This window comes from Nocardioides sp. JS614, assembly GCF_000015265.1.
Lineage (GTDB): Bacteria > Actinomycetota > Actinomycetes > Propionibacteriales > Nocardioidaceae > Nocardioides.
The window spans coordinates 1,311,525-1,325,911 of record NC_008699.1; the positions used below are offsets into that span (position 1 = coordinate 1,311,525).

Annotated in this window: 16 protein-coding genes and 1 riboswitch; of the genes, 15 read left to right on the forward strand and 1 reads right to left on the reverse strand. The window is 73.0% G+C overall.

Annotated elements, in window-relative coordinates:
* Positions 1-53: 53 nt before the first annotated feature.
* The 9 genes from ligD (NOCA_RS07660) (at position 54) to NOCA_RS07700 (ending at position 7,846) form a co-directional block, all read left to right on the forward strand.
* The gene (ligD, locus tag NOCA_RS07660) at positions 54-980 is read left to right on the forward strand and encodes a non-homologous end-joining DNA ligase (protein WP_041546370.1); all 927 of its coding nucleotides are present in this window, start codon (positions 54-56) and stop codon (positions 978-980) included.
* The gene (locus NOCA_RS07665; protein ID WP_011754698.1) at positions 980-1,702 is read left to right on the forward strand and encodes a L,D-transpeptidase family protein; all 723 of its coding nucleotides are present in this window, start codon (positions 980-982) and stop codon (positions 1,700-1,702) included. Before ligD (NOCA_RS07660) ends, NOCA_RS07665 begins: the two co-directional genes overlap by 1 nt.
* Positions 1,702-2,616 carry a non-homologous end-joining DNA ligase gene (gene ligD, locus NOCA_RS07670; protein ID WP_011754699.1) on the forward strand — a complete coding sequence of 305 codons (915 nt, stop codon included), beginning with the start codon at positions 1,702-1,704 and terminating at the stop codon, positions 2,614-2,616. Before NOCA_RS07665 ends, ligD (NOCA_RS07670) begins: the two co-directional genes overlap by 1 nt.
* A gap of 157 nt (positions 2,617-2,773) precedes the next feature.
* Complete coding sequence (locus tag NOCA_RS07675; protein WP_011754700.1) at positions 2,774-3,295, forward strand: hypothetical protein; 522 nt, start codon at positions 2,774-2,776, stop codon at positions 3,293-3,295.
* Positions 3,296-3,523: 228 nt separating this feature from the next.
* On the forward strand, positions 3,524-4,135 hold the full coding sequence (locus NOCA_RS07680) for a S26 family signal peptidase (protein WP_011754701.1): 612 nt from the start codon (positions 3,524-3,526) through the stop codon (positions 4,133-4,135).
* A 44-nt stretch (positions 4,136-4,179) separates the two neighbouring features.
* The gene (locus NOCA_RS07685) at positions 4,180-4,872 is read left to right on the forward strand and encodes a response regulator transcription factor (RefSeq protein ID WP_049774542.1); all 693 of its coding nucleotides are present in this window, start codon (positions 4,180-4,182) and stop codon (positions 4,870-4,872) included.
* Complete coding sequence (locus tag NOCA_RS07690; RefSeq protein ID WP_011754703.1) at positions 4,865-6,079, forward strand: HAMP domain-containing histidine kinase; 1,215 nt, start codon at positions 4,865-4,867, stop codon at positions 6,077-6,079. Before NOCA_RS07685 ends, NOCA_RS07690 begins: the two co-directional genes overlap by 8 nt.
* Before the next feature lie 33 nt (positions 6,080-6,112).
* Entirely contained in the window at positions 6,113-6,919 is an 807-nt protein-coding gene (locus tag NOCA_RS07695; RefSeq protein WP_011754704.1) for an HAD-IIA family hydrolase, read from the forward strand.
* A 264-nt stretch (positions 6,920-7,183) separates the two neighbouring features.
* Positions 7,184-7,331: riboswitch (cyclic di-AMP (ydaO/yuaA leader) on the forward strand.
* Between the two features lie 5 nt (positions 7,332-7,336).
* A complete protein-coding gene (locus NOCA_RS07700) occupies positions 7,337-7,846 on the forward strand; it encodes a C40 family peptidase (protein WP_011754705.1) in 510 nt (169 codons plus the stop codon).
* Positions 7,847-7,862: 16 nt separating this feature from the next.
* On the opposite strand, the gene NOCA_RS26775 is transcribed toward NOCA_RS07700, so the two are convergent.
* On the reverse strand, positions 7,863-8,498 hold the full coding sequence (locus NOCA_RS26775) for a hypothetical protein (protein ID WP_011754706.1): 636 nt from the start codon (positions 8,496-8,498) through the stop codon (positions 7,863-7,865).
* Positions 8,499-8,655: 157 nt separating this feature from the next.
* Between NOCA_RS26775 and NOCA_RS07710 the strand changes: the two genes are divergently transcribed.
* From NOCA_RS07710 to NOCA_RS07735, 6 genes are all read left to right on the forward strand, one after another.
* Complete coding sequence (locus NOCA_RS07710) at positions 8,656-9,066, forward strand: hypothetical protein (protein ID WP_041546371.1); 411 nt, start codon at positions 8,656-8,658, stop codon at positions 9,064-9,066.
* A complete protein-coding gene (locus NOCA_RS27465; protein ID WP_011754708.1) occupies positions 9,063-10,379 on the forward strand; it encodes a hypothetical protein in 1,317 nt (438 codons plus the stop codon). Before NOCA_RS07710 ends, NOCA_RS27465 begins: the two co-directional genes overlap by 4 nt.
* Positions 10,380-10,499: 120 nt before the next feature.
* Complete coding sequence (locus tag NOCA_RS07720) at positions 10,500-12,053, forward strand: methylmalonyl-CoA carboxytransferase subunit 5S (protein ID WP_011754709.1); 1,554 nt, start codon at positions 10,500-10,502, stop codon at positions 12,051-12,053.
* Positions 12,054-12,093: 40 nt separating this feature from the next.
* On the forward strand, positions 12,094-13,632 hold the full coding sequence (locus NOCA_RS07725) for an acyl-CoA carboxylase subunit beta (protein WP_041547225.1): 1,539 nt from the start codon (positions 12,094-12,096) through the stop codon (positions 13,630-13,632).
* On the forward strand, positions 13,629-13,898 hold the full coding sequence (locus NOCA_RS07730) for a DUF3322 domain-containing protein (protein ID WP_041546372.1): 270 nt from the start codon (positions 13,629-13,631) through the stop codon (positions 13,896-13,898). The genes NOCA_RS07725 and NOCA_RS07730 overlap by 4 nt, the downstream gene beginning before the upstream one ends.
* A gap of 29 nt (positions 13,899-13,927) precedes the next feature.
* The gene (locus NOCA_RS07735) at positions 13,928-14,293 is read left to right on the forward strand and encodes a biotin/lipoyl-containing protein (protein ID WP_011754712.1); all 366 of its coding nucleotides are present in this window, start codon (positions 13,928-13,930) and stop codon (positions 14,291-14,293) included.
* Positions 14,294-14,387 lie beyond the last annotated feature (94 nt).

Sequence of the window (14,387 nt, forward strand, 5' to 3'; positions counted from 1 at the left end):
GTGAACACCCGCAGTCATCGGTGCGCAGTCGACGGTCCGGCAGGATGGAGTCCATGCGCCCGATGCTCGCCACCCATGGTCGGCAGGTCCCGACGGGGGAGGCCTGGGCGCACGAGGTGAAGTGGGACGGGGTCCGCGCGCTGACCGAGGTGCGCGACGGCGCGCTGCGGATGACCAGCCGCAACGAGAACGCGATCACGATCGCCTGGCCCGAGCTCGCGACCAGCCCGCTGGGTGATCGCGACCTGCTCGTGGATGGCGAGATCATCGCGCTCAACGAGCGCGGGCTGCCGGACTTCCGCACCCTCCAGGACCGGATGCACGTGCGCAAGGCGGCCACGGCGGCCCGGCTCTCGCGGGAGGTGCCCGCGACCTACATGGTCTTCGACGTGCTCCGGATCGACGGTCGCGACCTGACCGGCGAGCCGCTCGACGTACGCCGGGAGCTGCTCGCCGGCCTCGGCCTGGACGGCACCTGGCAGGTGCCGGGCTCCTACGACGACGGGCCGATGCTGTTCGAGGCCACCCTCCAGCAGGGCTTCGAGGGCATCGTCAGCAAGCGCCGCAGCTCCCGCTACGCCTTCGGCGAGCGTTCGCCGCACTGGCTGAAGTTCGCGCACCGGCACCGGGTCTCCTACGTGGTGGGCGGGTGGCGCCCCCAGGAGGGCACCGCCGACCGGCTCGCCTCGCTGCTCGTGGGGGAGCCGACCGCCGACGGGCTGCTCTACCGTGGCCGGGTGGGCAGCGGGATCGGGCCGAAGCAGGGGCGTGCGCTGGCCGAGCTGGTGGCCCGGCTCGGCCGCCCCGCCAGCCCGTTCGCCGACGAGGTGCCGCGCGCCGACGCGCAGGGCACCCGCTGGCTGGAGCCGGTCCTGGTCGTGGACATCGACACCCACGGTCGTGGGTACCAGCGCCTGCGCCAGCCCTCGTTCCAGGGGGTTCGCTCCGACCTCACCCCGGAGGACCTGTGCTCCACCTGATGGCCCGTTCACTCCTGATGTCCGTCGGCACGCCCTTCGTTCTCGCGGTCGCGCTGGCCGCGACCGTGCTCGTCGCGCCGCCTCCGGCGCAGGCGGCGCGCGACCACGTCCGCCTCGACGGCGTCGACGTCCGCCTGCGCCCGGGCACCACCCAGGTCGTCACCGTCAACCACACCCGGGGCTACCGGGCCCGGGTGACCTGGTGGGTGCGGACCGGCGAGGGCTGGCAGAAGCGGATGCGGGCCACCGACGGCCGGATCGGGTACGGCGGGCTGGTCGTCGGCCGGCACCGCAGGCAGGGCACCGGCACGACTCCGCTGGGCACCTACGACCTGCCCTCGGCGTTCGGCACGCACCGCGCGCGGCCGGGCTGGGACCTCGACTACCGCAAGATCCGGAAGGGCGACTTCTGGGTGCAGGACAACGCGTCGGACCACTACAACCGGTACCGCAACAAGCGCCAGGGCGGCTTCCGCTGGTGGCTGCCGGCCGGCGACCCGAACTCCTCCGAGCGGCTCTCCGACTACCCCGTCCAGTACGAGTGGTCGATCGTCACCGGTTTCAACGGCCGCCAGGTCCGCCACCGCGGGTCCGGGATCTTCTTGCACGTCAACGGCTCGGGCGCGACGGCCGGCTGCGTGAGCGCACCGCGCTGGTTCATCAAGTCGCTGATGGACCGCCTCGACCCGGACCGGAAGCCCGTGATCGCGATCGGCCGCTGATGGCGCAGCCCGAGAAGGAGGAGGTCCGGGTCCAGGTGGACGGCCGGACCCTCACCATCAGCAACCTGTACAAGGTGCTCTACCCCCGCACCGGCACCACGAAGGGGGAGGTCCTCAACTACTACGCCCAGGTCGCGCCGACGCTGCTGCCGCACCTCGCGGGGCGCTGCGTCACCCGGATCCGATGGCCGCACGGCGTGCACGAGGGCAGCTTCTTCGAGAAGAACGCCCCAGCCGGCACCCCGTCGTGGGTGCGGACCGCCGAGGTCCCCACGACCGGCAGCCGCGCCCAGTCCAGCTCCGATACCTTGGTCTTCCCGATCATCGAGGACCTGGCGACCCTCACCTGGCTGGTCAACCTCGCGGCCCTCGAGCTGCACGTGCACCAGTGGACCGTCGACCGCAGCGGCCGCCCGCGGGGCGCGGACCGGGTCGTCGTCGACCTCGACCCGGGGGAGCCGGCCGGCCTGCACGAGTGCTGCCGGGTCGCCCTGATGGTGCGCGACCGGCTCGCCGAGCGCGGGCTGGCGGCCAAGCCGGTCACCAGCGGCAGCAAGGGCCTGCACCTGTACGCCGACCTGCCGGAGCGGGTGCCGTCCGAGGACTCCTCGGCGCTGGCCAAGGCGGTCGCCGAGGAGCTCCAGGGGGAGCACCCGGCGCTGGTGACCGCGACCATGACCAAGGCCCGGCGCGCGGGGAAGGTGTTCCTGGACTGGTCGCAGAACGCCGGCTCGAAGACCACCGTCTCGCCGTACTCCCTGCGGGGGCGAGAGCTGCCCACGGTCGCGACGCCGCTCGCCTGGGCCGAGGTCGAGGCGGGCGCCCAGGACCCGATGGCGCTGCGCCAGTTCCGCTTCGACGAGGTGCTCGAGCGCGTCCAGGAGCACGGCGACCTGTTCGCCGGCCCCCGCTGAGTGCTGCCCCGGATCGCATCTGCGCAGGTCAGAGGCGGTGCGGGACGGTGGCGCCTTCTGTTACCGAACGGTGGATCTTCCGTGGAGATCGTGTTCATCGGGTGTGGACCGGGCCTGCCTACCTTGGCGGTGTAGCACTGGAGCACCAGGGGATGACATGACCACCACGACAGCTGCCGCCACGGCCAGGAAGCTCATTCTTCCTGTGGGCAGCGTCGTCGGCGCCGGCTTGCTGGCCATGTTGATGGGGGTCCCCTGGACGAGTGCCGGCGAAGGAGCCTCCGGGATCCGGCTGCTGGCCGACGACCACCAGGGCGCGACCCTCACGATCAGCAGGATCGAGCCCGGTGAGTCTGTGTCTCGCAGCGTGACCATCCGCAACTCCGGTGGCACGCCGTCGAGGCTCTCCTTCCAGGAGACGGGAGACCCCTCGCCGTTCGCGGACGGGGAGCTGCGCCTGGTCATCGACCAGGACGGCCGAACCTTGTACGACGGCGACTTCGCCGCCATGAGCGACATCGCGCAGGACGTGGGCACCGTCGAGTCCCACGGGTCCAGCACGTTCACGTTCACGGTGTCCCTGCCGGACGACGCCCCGTTCGCCAATCAGGGCGACCCGGCGTCGGCGTCGTACACGTGGGTGAACTCGACCTCTGGATCGTCCGGATCCTTCGGCTGAGGAGGGCCGACCGGCACTGATCGACCATCGGGGACGACGTCGGCCGCCCGCGCACCTGGGGGGCGCGCGGACGGTCGCCGTCCGACCCGGAACCTGGACGAGTCGTCCGGCGCGCCTGGGGGGAGCGCCGAGCGGCCCGACCGTCCCGGAGGGAAGCCTGTCCGGCGCTGTTGGGGGGGAGCGCCGGACGGGCCGTCCTCCCCGACCACATCTCGGAGAAATCCGCCCATGGAGATCACGACCTCCCCGCACCGCCCGGCGTCGACGCCGTGGGGGCGCCTGCTCGCGCTCGTGGTCATCGTCGCGCCCGTCTCGATCCTGGTCCTGCTGCCGATCGGGCTCGGCCTGGAGCGCTACGTGATGTCCGGCGACTCCATGGACTCCGGAGCCGCGGGCGGCATCTCACAGGGGTCGGTCGTCTTCGAGCGCGCGGTCCCGGTCGGTGACCTGCGGGTCGGCGACGTGATCACGTTCCGGCCGCCCGCCGGCGCTGGCGTCGACGGGCTCGTCACGCACCGGATCGTCAGCATCGGGACCGACGGGATCCGCACCCGGGGCGACGCCGAGGCGGTCCGCGACCCGTGGGTGCTGCACCCGAAGGAGCCGACCCTGCCCCGGGTCGTCTACACGCTCCCGTGGGTCGGCTACGGCTACCTGGTGATCTTCCACCCGATCTCACGCCTGCTGATGGCCGGCTCCGCGGTGCTGCTGGTGCTGCTGATCACCAGTGAGATCCGCCGCCGCCGGGGGGTGGCGGCCACCGGCCACGACGCCCCCGACCAGCCGGAAGCGCCGGTCCCCGGTGCGGCCACCCGCGCGACCGAGGGGAGCGAACGTTGAGTACCGCCCTCGGGCCGGGTGCCGCGGGCCCTATGCTCGCTCCCATGGCGCAACGAGTTCTGGTGGTCGAGGACGAGGAGGACATCGCGTTCCCCCTCGTCCGAACGCTGGAGCGCGAAGGTTACGACGTCTCGTGGGTGGACAGCGGCCAGAAGGCCCTGGACACCATGGCGACCGCACCCGAGGTCGTGATCCTCGACCTCGGGCTCCCGGACATCGACGGCCTCGAGGTGTGCCGCCGGGCCCGGGAGGCGGGGTTCGAGGGCGCGATCATGATCGTCACCGCCCGGGCGGGCGAGCTGGACCGGGTGGTCGGGCTCGACTACGGGGCCGACGACTACCTGGCCAAGCCGTTCGGCCTGGCCGAGCTGCAGGCGCGCGTGCGCGCCCTGTTGCGCCGTACCTCCTCCGGCTCGGCCACGGCCGAGGGCGCGAAGCCCGACGGGCTGCGCATCGACGTGGACGCCCGGCGGGTCTACGCCGGCGACGAGGAGGTCCCGCTCACCGGCAAGGAGTTCGAGGTGTTGAACATCCTCGCCGCCAACCGGGACAAGGTCGTCTCGCGCGGCCGGCTGATGGCCGACGTGTGGGACGAGAACTGGTACGGCTCGACGAAGACGCTCGACGTCACCATCGGACGGCTGCGCCAGAAGCTCGAGAGCGTCGGCGTGACCGACAGGGTGGTGGCCGTTCGAGGTGTGGGGTTCCGCCTCGAGGGCGGCACCCCAGATGCGTGAACGCCTGACGATCGCCTTCGTCGTCCTCACCATCGTCCTGCTCCTCGGCGCCGGCGCGGTGCGGACGTTCGTGCTGCGCGACCTGATCCAGGAGCAGGAGGCCGGCCACCTGCGCCAGGAGGTCGAGCTGATCGGTGCGATCATCGACGACCGGGAGGCGGCCGGTGGGGCGATCGACGACCGGTTCCTGACGACGCTGGTCAGCCCGGACCGCCGCCTCGAGTACGACCCCGAGAACGGCCCGGCGGTCGTGGTCCGCGGCCCCGACTACACCGGAACCGACGACCCCCAGGACGACCTCGCCGCGGTCCTCGCGGTCCGTGGAGCCCGGGTCACGGTGAGCCAGTCGCCGCAGGTGGCCAGTGACATCGTCGGGCGCGACACCGGGTCGATCGCGGCGCTGTTCGTCCTGATCGCGGTGGTCGCCGGCATCGCCGGCTTCCTGATCGCCTCCGCGCTCTCCTCGCCGTTCCAGCGGCTGGCCGTCGCGGCCGCGGCCCTCGGCCGCGGCCGGTTCGACCTCGAGCTGCCGCGCACCCGGATCCCCGAGGCGCGGGCGATCTCGAACGCCCTGCGGGCCAGCGCGCACCAGCTCGAGGACCGGGTGCACCGCGAGCGCGACTTCGCCGAGCACGCCTCGCACGTGCTGCGCACCCCGCTGACCGGGCTGCGGCTCGAGCTGGAGGACCTCACGCTGCGCGACGACGTGCCGGCCGACGTGCAGGAGTCGGCGGCGCGCAGCCTGGCCGCGGTCGAGGAGGTCGGCGCGGTCGCCGGCGAGCTGGTCGAGCTGACCCGGCGGGGCAGCCTGGTGGCGGGCTCCGAGCTGCCGCTGGTCGACCTCGCGACCCAGCTGGCGCAGCGGTGGGCCGACCGGCTCGGGGTGCGCACCCGGTCGCTGACCGCTGCCGCCGAGGGAGAGCTCTCGCTGACCTACACACCCGGCCCGGTCGAGCACGTCACCGACCTGCTGCTGGCCGACGTCGTCCGCCGCGGGAGCGGCCCGGTGCGCATCGTCTTCCACGGCGAGGAGGCCGGCCACCTGCGCATCCACGTCGAGTGCGAGGGCCGCGGACGGGAGGACCACCACGGCGCCGAGCCCGTGGACCGGGTCGCGCAGGTCACCTCCGTGGTCGAGGCGCTCGGCGGGCGGGTGACCGGGTCGCATCCCGCCGAGGGCATCGAGGTCCTGCTGCCCCGTCGCTGACTCCTAGGACGCTGGGTCGGGGCCTGGGCAAGAATGGCGGCCATGACGACTCGCCCCGTGGAGACCTGGCTGACCGACATGGACGGCGTGCTCGTGCACGAGGAGGTGCCGATCCCGGGCGCCCAGGAGTTCATCGAGGCGCTCAAGGCCTCGCAGCGCCGGTTCCTGGTGCTGACCAACAACTCCATCTTCACCCCGCGTGACCTGCGCGCCCGGCTGCTCGGCAGCGGCATCGACGTGCCCGAGGAGGCGATCTGGACCTCCGCGCTGGCGACCGCGCAGTTCCTCGACGACCAGCGCCCGCGCGGCACGGCGTACGTCGTCGGCGAGGCGGGCCTGACCACGGCGCTGCACGACATCGGCTACGTGATGACCGACCGCGACCCGGACTACGTCGTGCTGGGGGAGACCCGCACGTACTCCTTCGAGGCGATCACGCGGGCGATCCGGCTGGTCGCTGCCGGGGCCCGCTTCATCGCCACCAACCCCGACGCCAGCGGGCCGAGCCAGCAGGGGATGCTGCCGGCCACCGGCTCGGTCGCGGCGTTGATCAGCACCGCGACCGGGCGGCGGCCGTACTTCATCGGCAAGCCCAACCCGCTGATGATGCGCAGCGCGCTGAACCGGCTCGAGGCACACTCCGAGACGACCGTGATGGTCGGGGACCGGATGGACACCGACATCATCAGCGGCCTGGAGGCGGGGCTGCGCACCATCTTGGTGACCACCGGCTCCACCCGCCCCGAGCAGGTCTCGACCTTCCCCTACCGGCCGACCCGGGTGGTCGACTCCGTGGCCGACCTCCTCGAGCTCGTCGACCCACGCCCCGACGCCGGCTGAGGCCTGCGGCTGCGCCGGCCGGTCTTCCGGTTTCATCGGCCGGCCGATGAAGCTCGCGCGAGTCCGCATCCCGGCCCCGCGGCTACGCGGGCCGCGTCGGGGTGTGACGTTCGTCCAACGGGCCGGCGGATCCAGGCGGGGAGTGTGGCCCGCGCCACGGCCGAGGCCGTCCGTCGGGTCGTGATCCGGCGGGGTCTGTGGCTACCGTCCTCGACCGTTTGCACCACGCACCACCGGCCGCGGGTACGCCGAGTCCTGCCCGTCCGCGACCGGTCGCCGACATCCGGGGCAGGAGTGGGGGAACCACCTTCGTCGTCCGCGCGGACCACTCGGGGTGAAGCCACCAGCCGGTGGCCGGGCACCTTCCACGCCCGAACCCGACAGCTCACCTCACAGGCGTGGGAAGGAACCACGCACATGACACTCATCCTGCGCGCGCTCGCGAGCGCCGCCCTCGTCGTCGGCCTGCTGACCACGGCGCCCGCCGTCCCTGACGCACACGGCGCGACCGCGGCCCGGGAGACCAAGCACCGGACCGCTCGCCAGGCCACGGCTCGCAAGATCGGCCACGCGATCAGCATCGCGGTCAACCAGAAGGGCGACCCCTACCGGTCCGGAGCCGCCGGCCCGCACGCGTTCGACTGCTCCGGGCTGACCTTCTTCAGCTACCGCAAGGCCGGCTTCAAACACCTGCCCCGGACGTCCTCCGCCCAGGCCCACTTCGCGAAGCGGATCAAGCGCGGCGCGATGCGTCGCGGCGACCTGATCTTCTTCTACGACGGCGGCGGCGTCTACCACGTCGGCGTGTACGCCGGCTTCAACCACGGGCACCGCTGGGTGCTGCACTCGCCGTACTCCGGCACCCGCGTGCGCACCGACAAGCTGTGGACCGACCGGTGGTTCGCCGGCACCCTGCGCTACCGCTGAGACCCGAGCCGCCGGCTCACTTCCACTCGAAGGTCGCCAGCACCGAGTCGACGATCCGCTGTCGCTCGGCCGGCGGGATCCGGGCGTAGAGCTGGAACCGCAGCACGATGATGCGGTCGTCGATGATCACGCCGTACTCCGACTGCCAGTTCAGCGGCTGGGCCCGGCCCTCGAGGTGGTACATCTCCACGCCGTCGAGGACGGCGTTGGGGAGCTGCTTCGGTGTCATCGGGTAGATGCGGCGCGAGACCTTCAACGAGTTCCGGCCGAGCTCGGTCGGGCCGGCGGTCGAGCCGAACGCCGGGGTCTCGCCGAGCGACAGCAGCGACGTCGAGCCGGGGTCCTGCCCGTCCTTCTGGGTGGTGACCAGCTGGTCGCCGACGAACCAGCCCTTCGGGATCCGCAGCCGGGCGTGTGGCATCGAGAGCTGCGGCCCCGTCGCGGGCGCCACCGTCGGCGCGGCGGAGGCGGTGCTGTCGGGGCCGTCGGTGGGGTCGGCCGGACCGGTGGCACCGGGGGAGCCGGCGGCGCTGCTGCTCGCGCCGCCGGGCGACGGGTCCGGGGGTGCGGCGCCGCTCGGGTCGCCGCCGGAGCAGGCGGTGCCCAGCGTCAGGACCGCGACCACGGCGGCCGCGGGGACCGAGGAGCGCACGTCGTCCTCCCGAGCTGGGTGCGGATGTGTCCCGTGGGCCTGAGCCTAACCACGCCGCCCGGTCGGCAAACCGGGTGAGCCGACAGGTTTGGGCCGTCCGGGTTGCGGGCAAGCGGCCGTCGACGGACACGCTTCCATCGGGGGAAGGTCGACGCAGATGCACGCCGTGGACATGCTCGGGACGCTCGGGCTTCCGGACGACCTGATCGAGGAGGTGCGCGGGATGCTCGCGTCCCGCGCCACGGCGCTCGAGGCCGCCGAACCCTCGCCCATCGGCGACGTGTTCGGCGGGTCCGCCCAGGGGGCGATCCTCGGCCGGCACGCCTCCCTCGCCCAGCGGCACGTCGCCGAGGCGGTCCTGGAGATGGTGGCCGGCCTGCGCGGCTACCGCGACGAGCTCGGCGCCCACCAGGCGCGGATGGGCGACACCGACACCCAGGGCGCAGCCGACCTGCGTCGGATCGAGCAGGCGACCGCGTGCGTCGCGGCGACCAGCTTCGCCACGAACGACGCCTGCGCGCTGCCCACCTCGGGAGCCACGCGGCCCGCGGACGGGGTGGGCGGGTGAGCGGCCCGCAGCGCGCGCGGCTGGACCGGGCGCTGGCCGGCGCCCACGAGGACGCGGTGACCTCGAGCGCGCGGGAGTGGGTCCGGTGCGTCGGCATCCTGCACGACATCGCGGCCGCCCTCGACGGCGCCTCGCCGGAGGTCAGACGAGAGATCGGCGGCCGGACCGGGCCCGCGATCGACGCCGCGTTCCAGCGGTCCAGCCAGGGCATGGTCCGGCGGGCCGACGACCTGGTCCGGGGCAGTACGGCGCTCCAGGCGGCGGCCGAGGCGATCGGCGCCGCGCGGGCCGAGCAGGAGCAGCTGCGGCACCAGCCGCTGACCGCGCCCGCGCCGTACGTCGCGGGCCCGGGTCCACGCACCGACGAGGACATCGCCAGGGAGGCCGCCGCGCGGCAGGCACAACGCGACTACGACCTCGCCTACGCCGACCAGGAGGCCCGGGCCCAGGCCCGCGCCGACCACCTGGACCGGGTGTTCGCCGCGTCCACCGCGACGATGAAGGACATCCACAAGGTGCCCGACCCCGAGCCGTCCGGCTCCGGCTCGGACACCTCCGGCGGGTCGGGGGCGGGGTCCGGCGGCGCCGTGCCGCACCCGGTCCCGGCGGGTGGCGGGAGCGGGCCCCGGGGCGACGGCCCGTCGTCGACCCGGCCGCCCGGCGGGTCCGGTGACGGCTCCGGCCACCACCATCCCGGCACCCACGGCACCCACGGCACCCACGGCGTGCCGCCGCCCGCACCGGGTGACGTCGGCGCGCCCCAGGGCGGCAGCGCCGTCGACGTCCCCGGCCCGACGCCCGTCGGAGCCCTCGGCGGCGCCGTACCGGTGGGCAGCCCCGGCGGCCTCGGTCTCGGCCTGGCCGGCGCCGCCACGGGCGGCCTCGGCGGCGGACCGCTCGGCACCGGCCTCGCGGCCGGTGGCATCCGCGGCGGGGTCGCCGGCCCCATCGTCACCGCCCCCGGGACCACGGCCGGCGGCGTCCGCGGCATCGGCGCCACCTCGCGTGCGGGGGTGACCGGTGCCCTCGGGCGACCCGGCGGGGTTGCTGCGGTCGGGTCCGGCCCGGGCAGCACCGGGCGCGGGACCGCGGCCCGCTCGAGCGGGGTCGCCTCCGGACGCGGCACGGGCCGGGGCGCGGGCGGCCGTGGCGCTGCCGGTGCACGCGGTTCGGGCGGTCGTGGCACGGGCGCGGCGGCCGGTGCCCGCAGCGGGCGCAAGCAGGACGACCGACACGGCGGGCGCGACCCGTTCGGCACCGTCGCCGAGGACTGGATCGACGACGAGGAGGTCGCTCCGGGCGTGCTCGACTGAGGTCGTCCGGCGGGTCCCGGGACTCCGTTCCCGCGACGTCCCGGGACGGGCGGGCAACGGCCCGCCGACGTGGGACCAACGACCCGGGGCAGGCCCCGTGCTGGCTGCCAGCATGAAGTCATGACCTACGGCGACACCGAGACAGGGGGCGCCGGCGCCGCCGGCGTGAGCGCGGCACGGCGAGAGATCGGGGTCACCGAGCTGATCCTGCGCGACGCCCACCAGAGCCTGATGGCGACGCGGATGGCCCTCGAGGACATGGTCGACGCGTGCGCCGACATCGACGCGGCCGGCTACTGGTCCGTCGAGTGCTGGGGCGGCGCGACGTACGACGCCTGCATCCGCTTCCTCAACGAGGACCCGTGGGAGCGGCTGCGCACGTTCCGCCGGCTGCTGCCCAACAGCCGCCTCCAGATGTTGCTGCGCGGGCAGAACCTGCTCGGCTACCGGCACTACGAGGACACGGTCGTCAACAAGTTCGTGGAGAAGTCGGCCGAGAACGGCATGGACGTCTACCGGACCTTCGACGCGCTCAACGACGTGCGCAACGTGCGGGAGGCGATCAAGGCCGTGCGCCGCGTCGGCAAGCACGCCCAGGGCACCATCTGCTACACCGAGAGCCCGCTGCACACGGTGCAGGGGTACGTCGACATGGCCCACGAGCTGATGGAGCTCGGCTGCGACTCGCTGTGCCTCAAGGACATGGCGGCGCTGCTGCGGCCGCAGCCGGCCTTCGACATCGTCGGGGCGATCAAGCAGTCGCTGGGCCAGGACGTCCGGGTGCACGTGCACTGCCACGCCACCACGGGCGTGACGCTGGTCAGCCTGATGAAGGCGATCGAGGCGGGCGCCGACGTGGTCGACACCGCGATCTCGTCGGTCTCGATGGGCCCCGGCCACAACCCGACCGAGTCGCTGGTCGAGATGCTCGCGGGCACGCCGTACGAGACCAAGCTCGACGACGCGCGGCTGCTCAAGATCAAGGACCACTTCGCGGTCGTGCGGCCCAAGTACACCGAGTTCATGTCCGCGATCACCGGCGTCGAGACCGAGATCTTCAAGAGCCAGATCCCCGGCGGCATGATCTCGAACATGGAGTCGCAGCTGCGCCAGCAGGGCGCGGGTGACCGGCTCAAGGAGGTCCTCGAGGAGGTGCCGCGGGTCCGCAAGGCCGCCGGCTACCCGCCGCTGGTGACTCCGTCCAGCCAGATCGTCGGCACCCAGGCCGTGTTCAACGTGCTGATGGGCCCCTACCAGGTGCTCACCGCGGAGTTCGCCGACCTGATGCTGGGCTACTACGGCGAGGCGATCGGCCCCCGCGACCCCGAGATCGTCGAGGCCGCCCGGCTGCAGACGAAGAAGGAGCCGATCGAGGTCCGGCCTGCCGACCTGCTCGAGCCCGAGTGGGACAAGCTCTGCGCCGAGGCCAACGCCCTCGAGGGTGCCGACGGCACCGACGAGGACGTACTGACCTACGCGATGTTCCCGGGCGTCGCGCCGAAGTTCTTCCTCGAGCGGCCCGAGGGCCCGAGGAACGTCGGCAAGGACCCCGCGCAGCAGGCGGCCGAGAAGCTCGCCGCCGCAGCGCCCGGCACCGGCCCGGTCACGGGCCCCATCCACTACGCCGTCTCGATGAACGGCCGCAAGCACGACGTCACCGTCGAGCGAGCCTGAAGGGAATCCGGTGAGCAAGCACAAGCAGCACCAGGCCTCCATGGAGGAGCGCACCTCCGAGCTCGCGGAGCGGCGCCACAAGGTCGAGCTCGGCGGCGGCGAGTCCCGCCAGCAGAAGCAGCACGACCAGGGCAAGCTGACCGCCCGCGAGCGGATCGAGGCGCTGATCGACCCCGGCACGTTCCAGGAGACGGGGATGTTCGCCCGGCACCAGTCGACGTACTTCGGGCTCGACAAGGCCGACTACCCGGCCGACGGCGTGGTCACCGGCGAGGGCGCCGTCCTCGGCCGTCCGATCCACGTAGCCAGCCAGGACTTCACGGTCGCCGGCGGCTCCGCGGGCGAGGTGCACAGCGACAAGGTCGTCGCGATGATGCAGGCGAGCCTGACCACCGGCACGCCGTTCGTGTTCATCAACGACTCCGGCGGCGCCCGCGTCCAGGAGGGCATCGGCTCCCTGGCCGGCTACGGCCGGGTGTTCTACAGCAACGTGCTGCTCTCCGGTGTGGTCCCGCAGATCGCGATCATCGCGGGGCCGTGCGCGGGCGGCGCGGCGTACTCCCCGGCGCTGACCGACTTCATCATCCAGACCCGCAAGGCCCACATGTTCATCACCGGGCCCAACGTGATCGCCCAGGTCACCGGCGAGCAGGTCTCCTCCGACGCGCTCGGCGGCGCGGACGCGCACATGGCGCGCTCCGGCGTCACCCACTTCGTGGCCGACGACGACGAGCAGGCGGTGCTGATCACCAAGAAGCTGCTCAGCTTCCTGCCGCAGAACAACACCGAGGACCCGCCGATCGTCGACCCCGACGACACCATCGAGCCGGACCTGGAGCTGCCGAAGGTGGTGCCGGTCTCGGACAAGAAGGGGTACGACGTGCGCGAGGTGATCGCGCGGATCGTCGACCGCGCGGACTTCCTCGAGGTGCAGGCGGGCTACGCCCAGAACATCGTGATCGGCTTCGGCCGGATCACCGGGCGCACGGTCGGCATCGTCGCCAACCAGCCCAGCGTGATCTCCGGCGTGCTCGACATCAACGCCTCCGACAAGGGCTCGTGGTTCGTGCGGTTCTGCAACGCGTTCAACATCCCGCTGGTGACCCTGGTCGACGTGCCGGGCTTCCTGCCGGGCGTCGCGCAGGAGCACGGCGGCATCATCCGCCACGGCGCGAAGCTGCTCTACGCCTACTCCGCGGCGACGGTCCCGAAGATCACCGTGGTGCTGCGCAAGGCCTACGGCGGCGCGTACGTCGCGATGTGCTCGAAGGACCTGGGCGCCGACAAGGTGTTCGCCTGGCCGACGGCCGAGATCGCGGTGATGGGCGCCGAGGGCGCGGCCGAGATCGTGTTCCGGCGCGAGATCGCCGACGCCGAGGACCCCGACACCCGGCGCGCGGAGCTGGTCGACGAGTACCGCTCGACGTTCTCCACGCCGTACGTCGCGGCCGGCCGGGGCCTGGTCGACGACATCATCGACCCGTGCTGCACCCGGGCGCACATCTCGCGGGCGCTGGAGATGCTGGCCAGCAAGCGCGAGCTGCGGCCCGCCAAGAAGCACGGGCTGGGCCCGACGTGAGCGGCAGCGACATGCAGGAGCTGCTCGCGGCGGTCCGCGAGCTCACCGAGCGGGTCGCGGCCCTCGAGGCCGAGGTCGCCGCCGTACGGACGCGGCAGGAGCAGGAGATCCCCGAGGAGGTCGTGCTCGCGATCTCCGCCGCGGTGGCGTCGTTCCTGGGCCACCGCGCGAAGGTCAAGCAGGTGCACTACCGGACCGGTCAGGCATGGGCCCAGCAGGGTCGCGTGGCGGTGCAGGGTCACCGGATCATCCATGGTGCCCGGTGACGGGGCCCGGTCAAGGCGAAGGTGAGGACATGCAGCTCAAGGTGACCGTGAACGGCCAGGTCTACGAGGTCGAGGTCGAGGTCGAGGAGGAGCAGCCGCCCACGCTCGGCATCTTCATGGCCGGAGGGACCTTCTCCGCGCCCGCGGGGGCGCCCGTCAACGGGGCCGCGCCCGCCGCCGACGGCGAGGGCGTGCGCGCCCCCCTGGCCGGCACCGTCGCCCGGATCCCGGTCGAGGAGGGCCAGGAGATCGAGGCCGGCGCCGTGCTGGTGGTGCTCGAGGCGATGAAGATGGAGACCGAGATCACCGCCCCGGCGGCCGGCACCGTCGGCAGCATCCTGGTCAAGCCCGGCGACGCCGTCACCGGCGGCCAGCTGTTGGTCGAGCTCGCCTGACGCCGCCGGCGGTTTCCCCGGTGAACCGGGGAAACCGGAACTGTTGGCCCGAAGTTCCGGCCCAACAGTTCCGGGATTGCCCGGGAAGTACCGG

Bases quoted from the DNA above. Each gene is read 5' to 3' on its own strand.
- ligD (WP_041546370.1), top strand. From the start codon at position 54: ATGCGCCCGATGCTCGCCACCCATGGTCGGCAGGTCCCGACGGGGGAG.
- NOCA_RS07720 (WP_011754709.1), top strand. From the start codon at position 10,500: ATGACCTACGGCGACACCGAGACAGGGGGCGCCGGCGCCGCCGGCGTG.
- NOCA_RS07725 (WP_041547225.1), top strand. From the start codon at position 12,094: ATGGAGGAGCGCACCTCCGAGCTCGCGGAGCGGCGCCACAAGGTCGAG.
- NOCA_RS07700 (WP_011754705.1), top strand. From the start codon at position 7,337: ATGACACTCATCCTGCGCGCGCTCGCGAGCGCCGCCCTCGTCGTCGGC.
- ligD (WP_011754699.1), top strand. From the start codon at position 1,702: ATGGCGCAGCCCGAGAAGGAGGAGGTCCGGGTCCAGGTGGACGGCCGG.
- NOCA_RS07735 (WP_011754712.1), top strand. From the start codon at position 13,928: ATGCAGCTCAAGGTGACCGTGAACGGCCAGGTCTACGAGGTCGAGGTC.
- NOCA_RS07695 (WP_011754704.1), top strand. From the start codon at position 6,113: ATGGCGGCCATGACGACTCGCCCCGTGGAGACCTGGCTGACCGACATG.
- NOCA_RS07665 (WP_011754698.1), top strand. From the start codon at position 980: ATGGCCCGTTCACTCCTGATGTCCGTCGGCACGCCCTTCGTTCTCGCG.
- NOCA_RS07710 (WP_041546371.1), top strand. From the start codon at position 8,656: ATGCACGCCGTGGACATGCTCGGGACGCTCGGGCTTCCGGACGACCTG.
- NOCA_RS07680 (WP_011754701.1), top strand. From the start codon at position 3,524: ATGGAGATCACGACCTCCCCGCACCGCCCGGCGTCGACGCCGTGGGGG.
- NOCA_RS07685 (WP_049774542.1), top strand. From the start codon at position 4,180: ATGGCGCAACGAGTTCTGGTGGTCGAGGACGAGGAGGACATCGCGTTC.
- NOCA_RS07675 (WP_011754700.1), top strand. From the start codon at position 2,774: ATGACCACCACGACAGCTGCCGCCACGGCCAGGAAGCTCATTCTTCCT.
- NOCA_RS07690 (WP_011754703.1), top strand. From the start codon at position 4,865: ATGCGTGAACGCCTGACGATCGCCTTCGTCGTCCTCACCATCGTCCTG.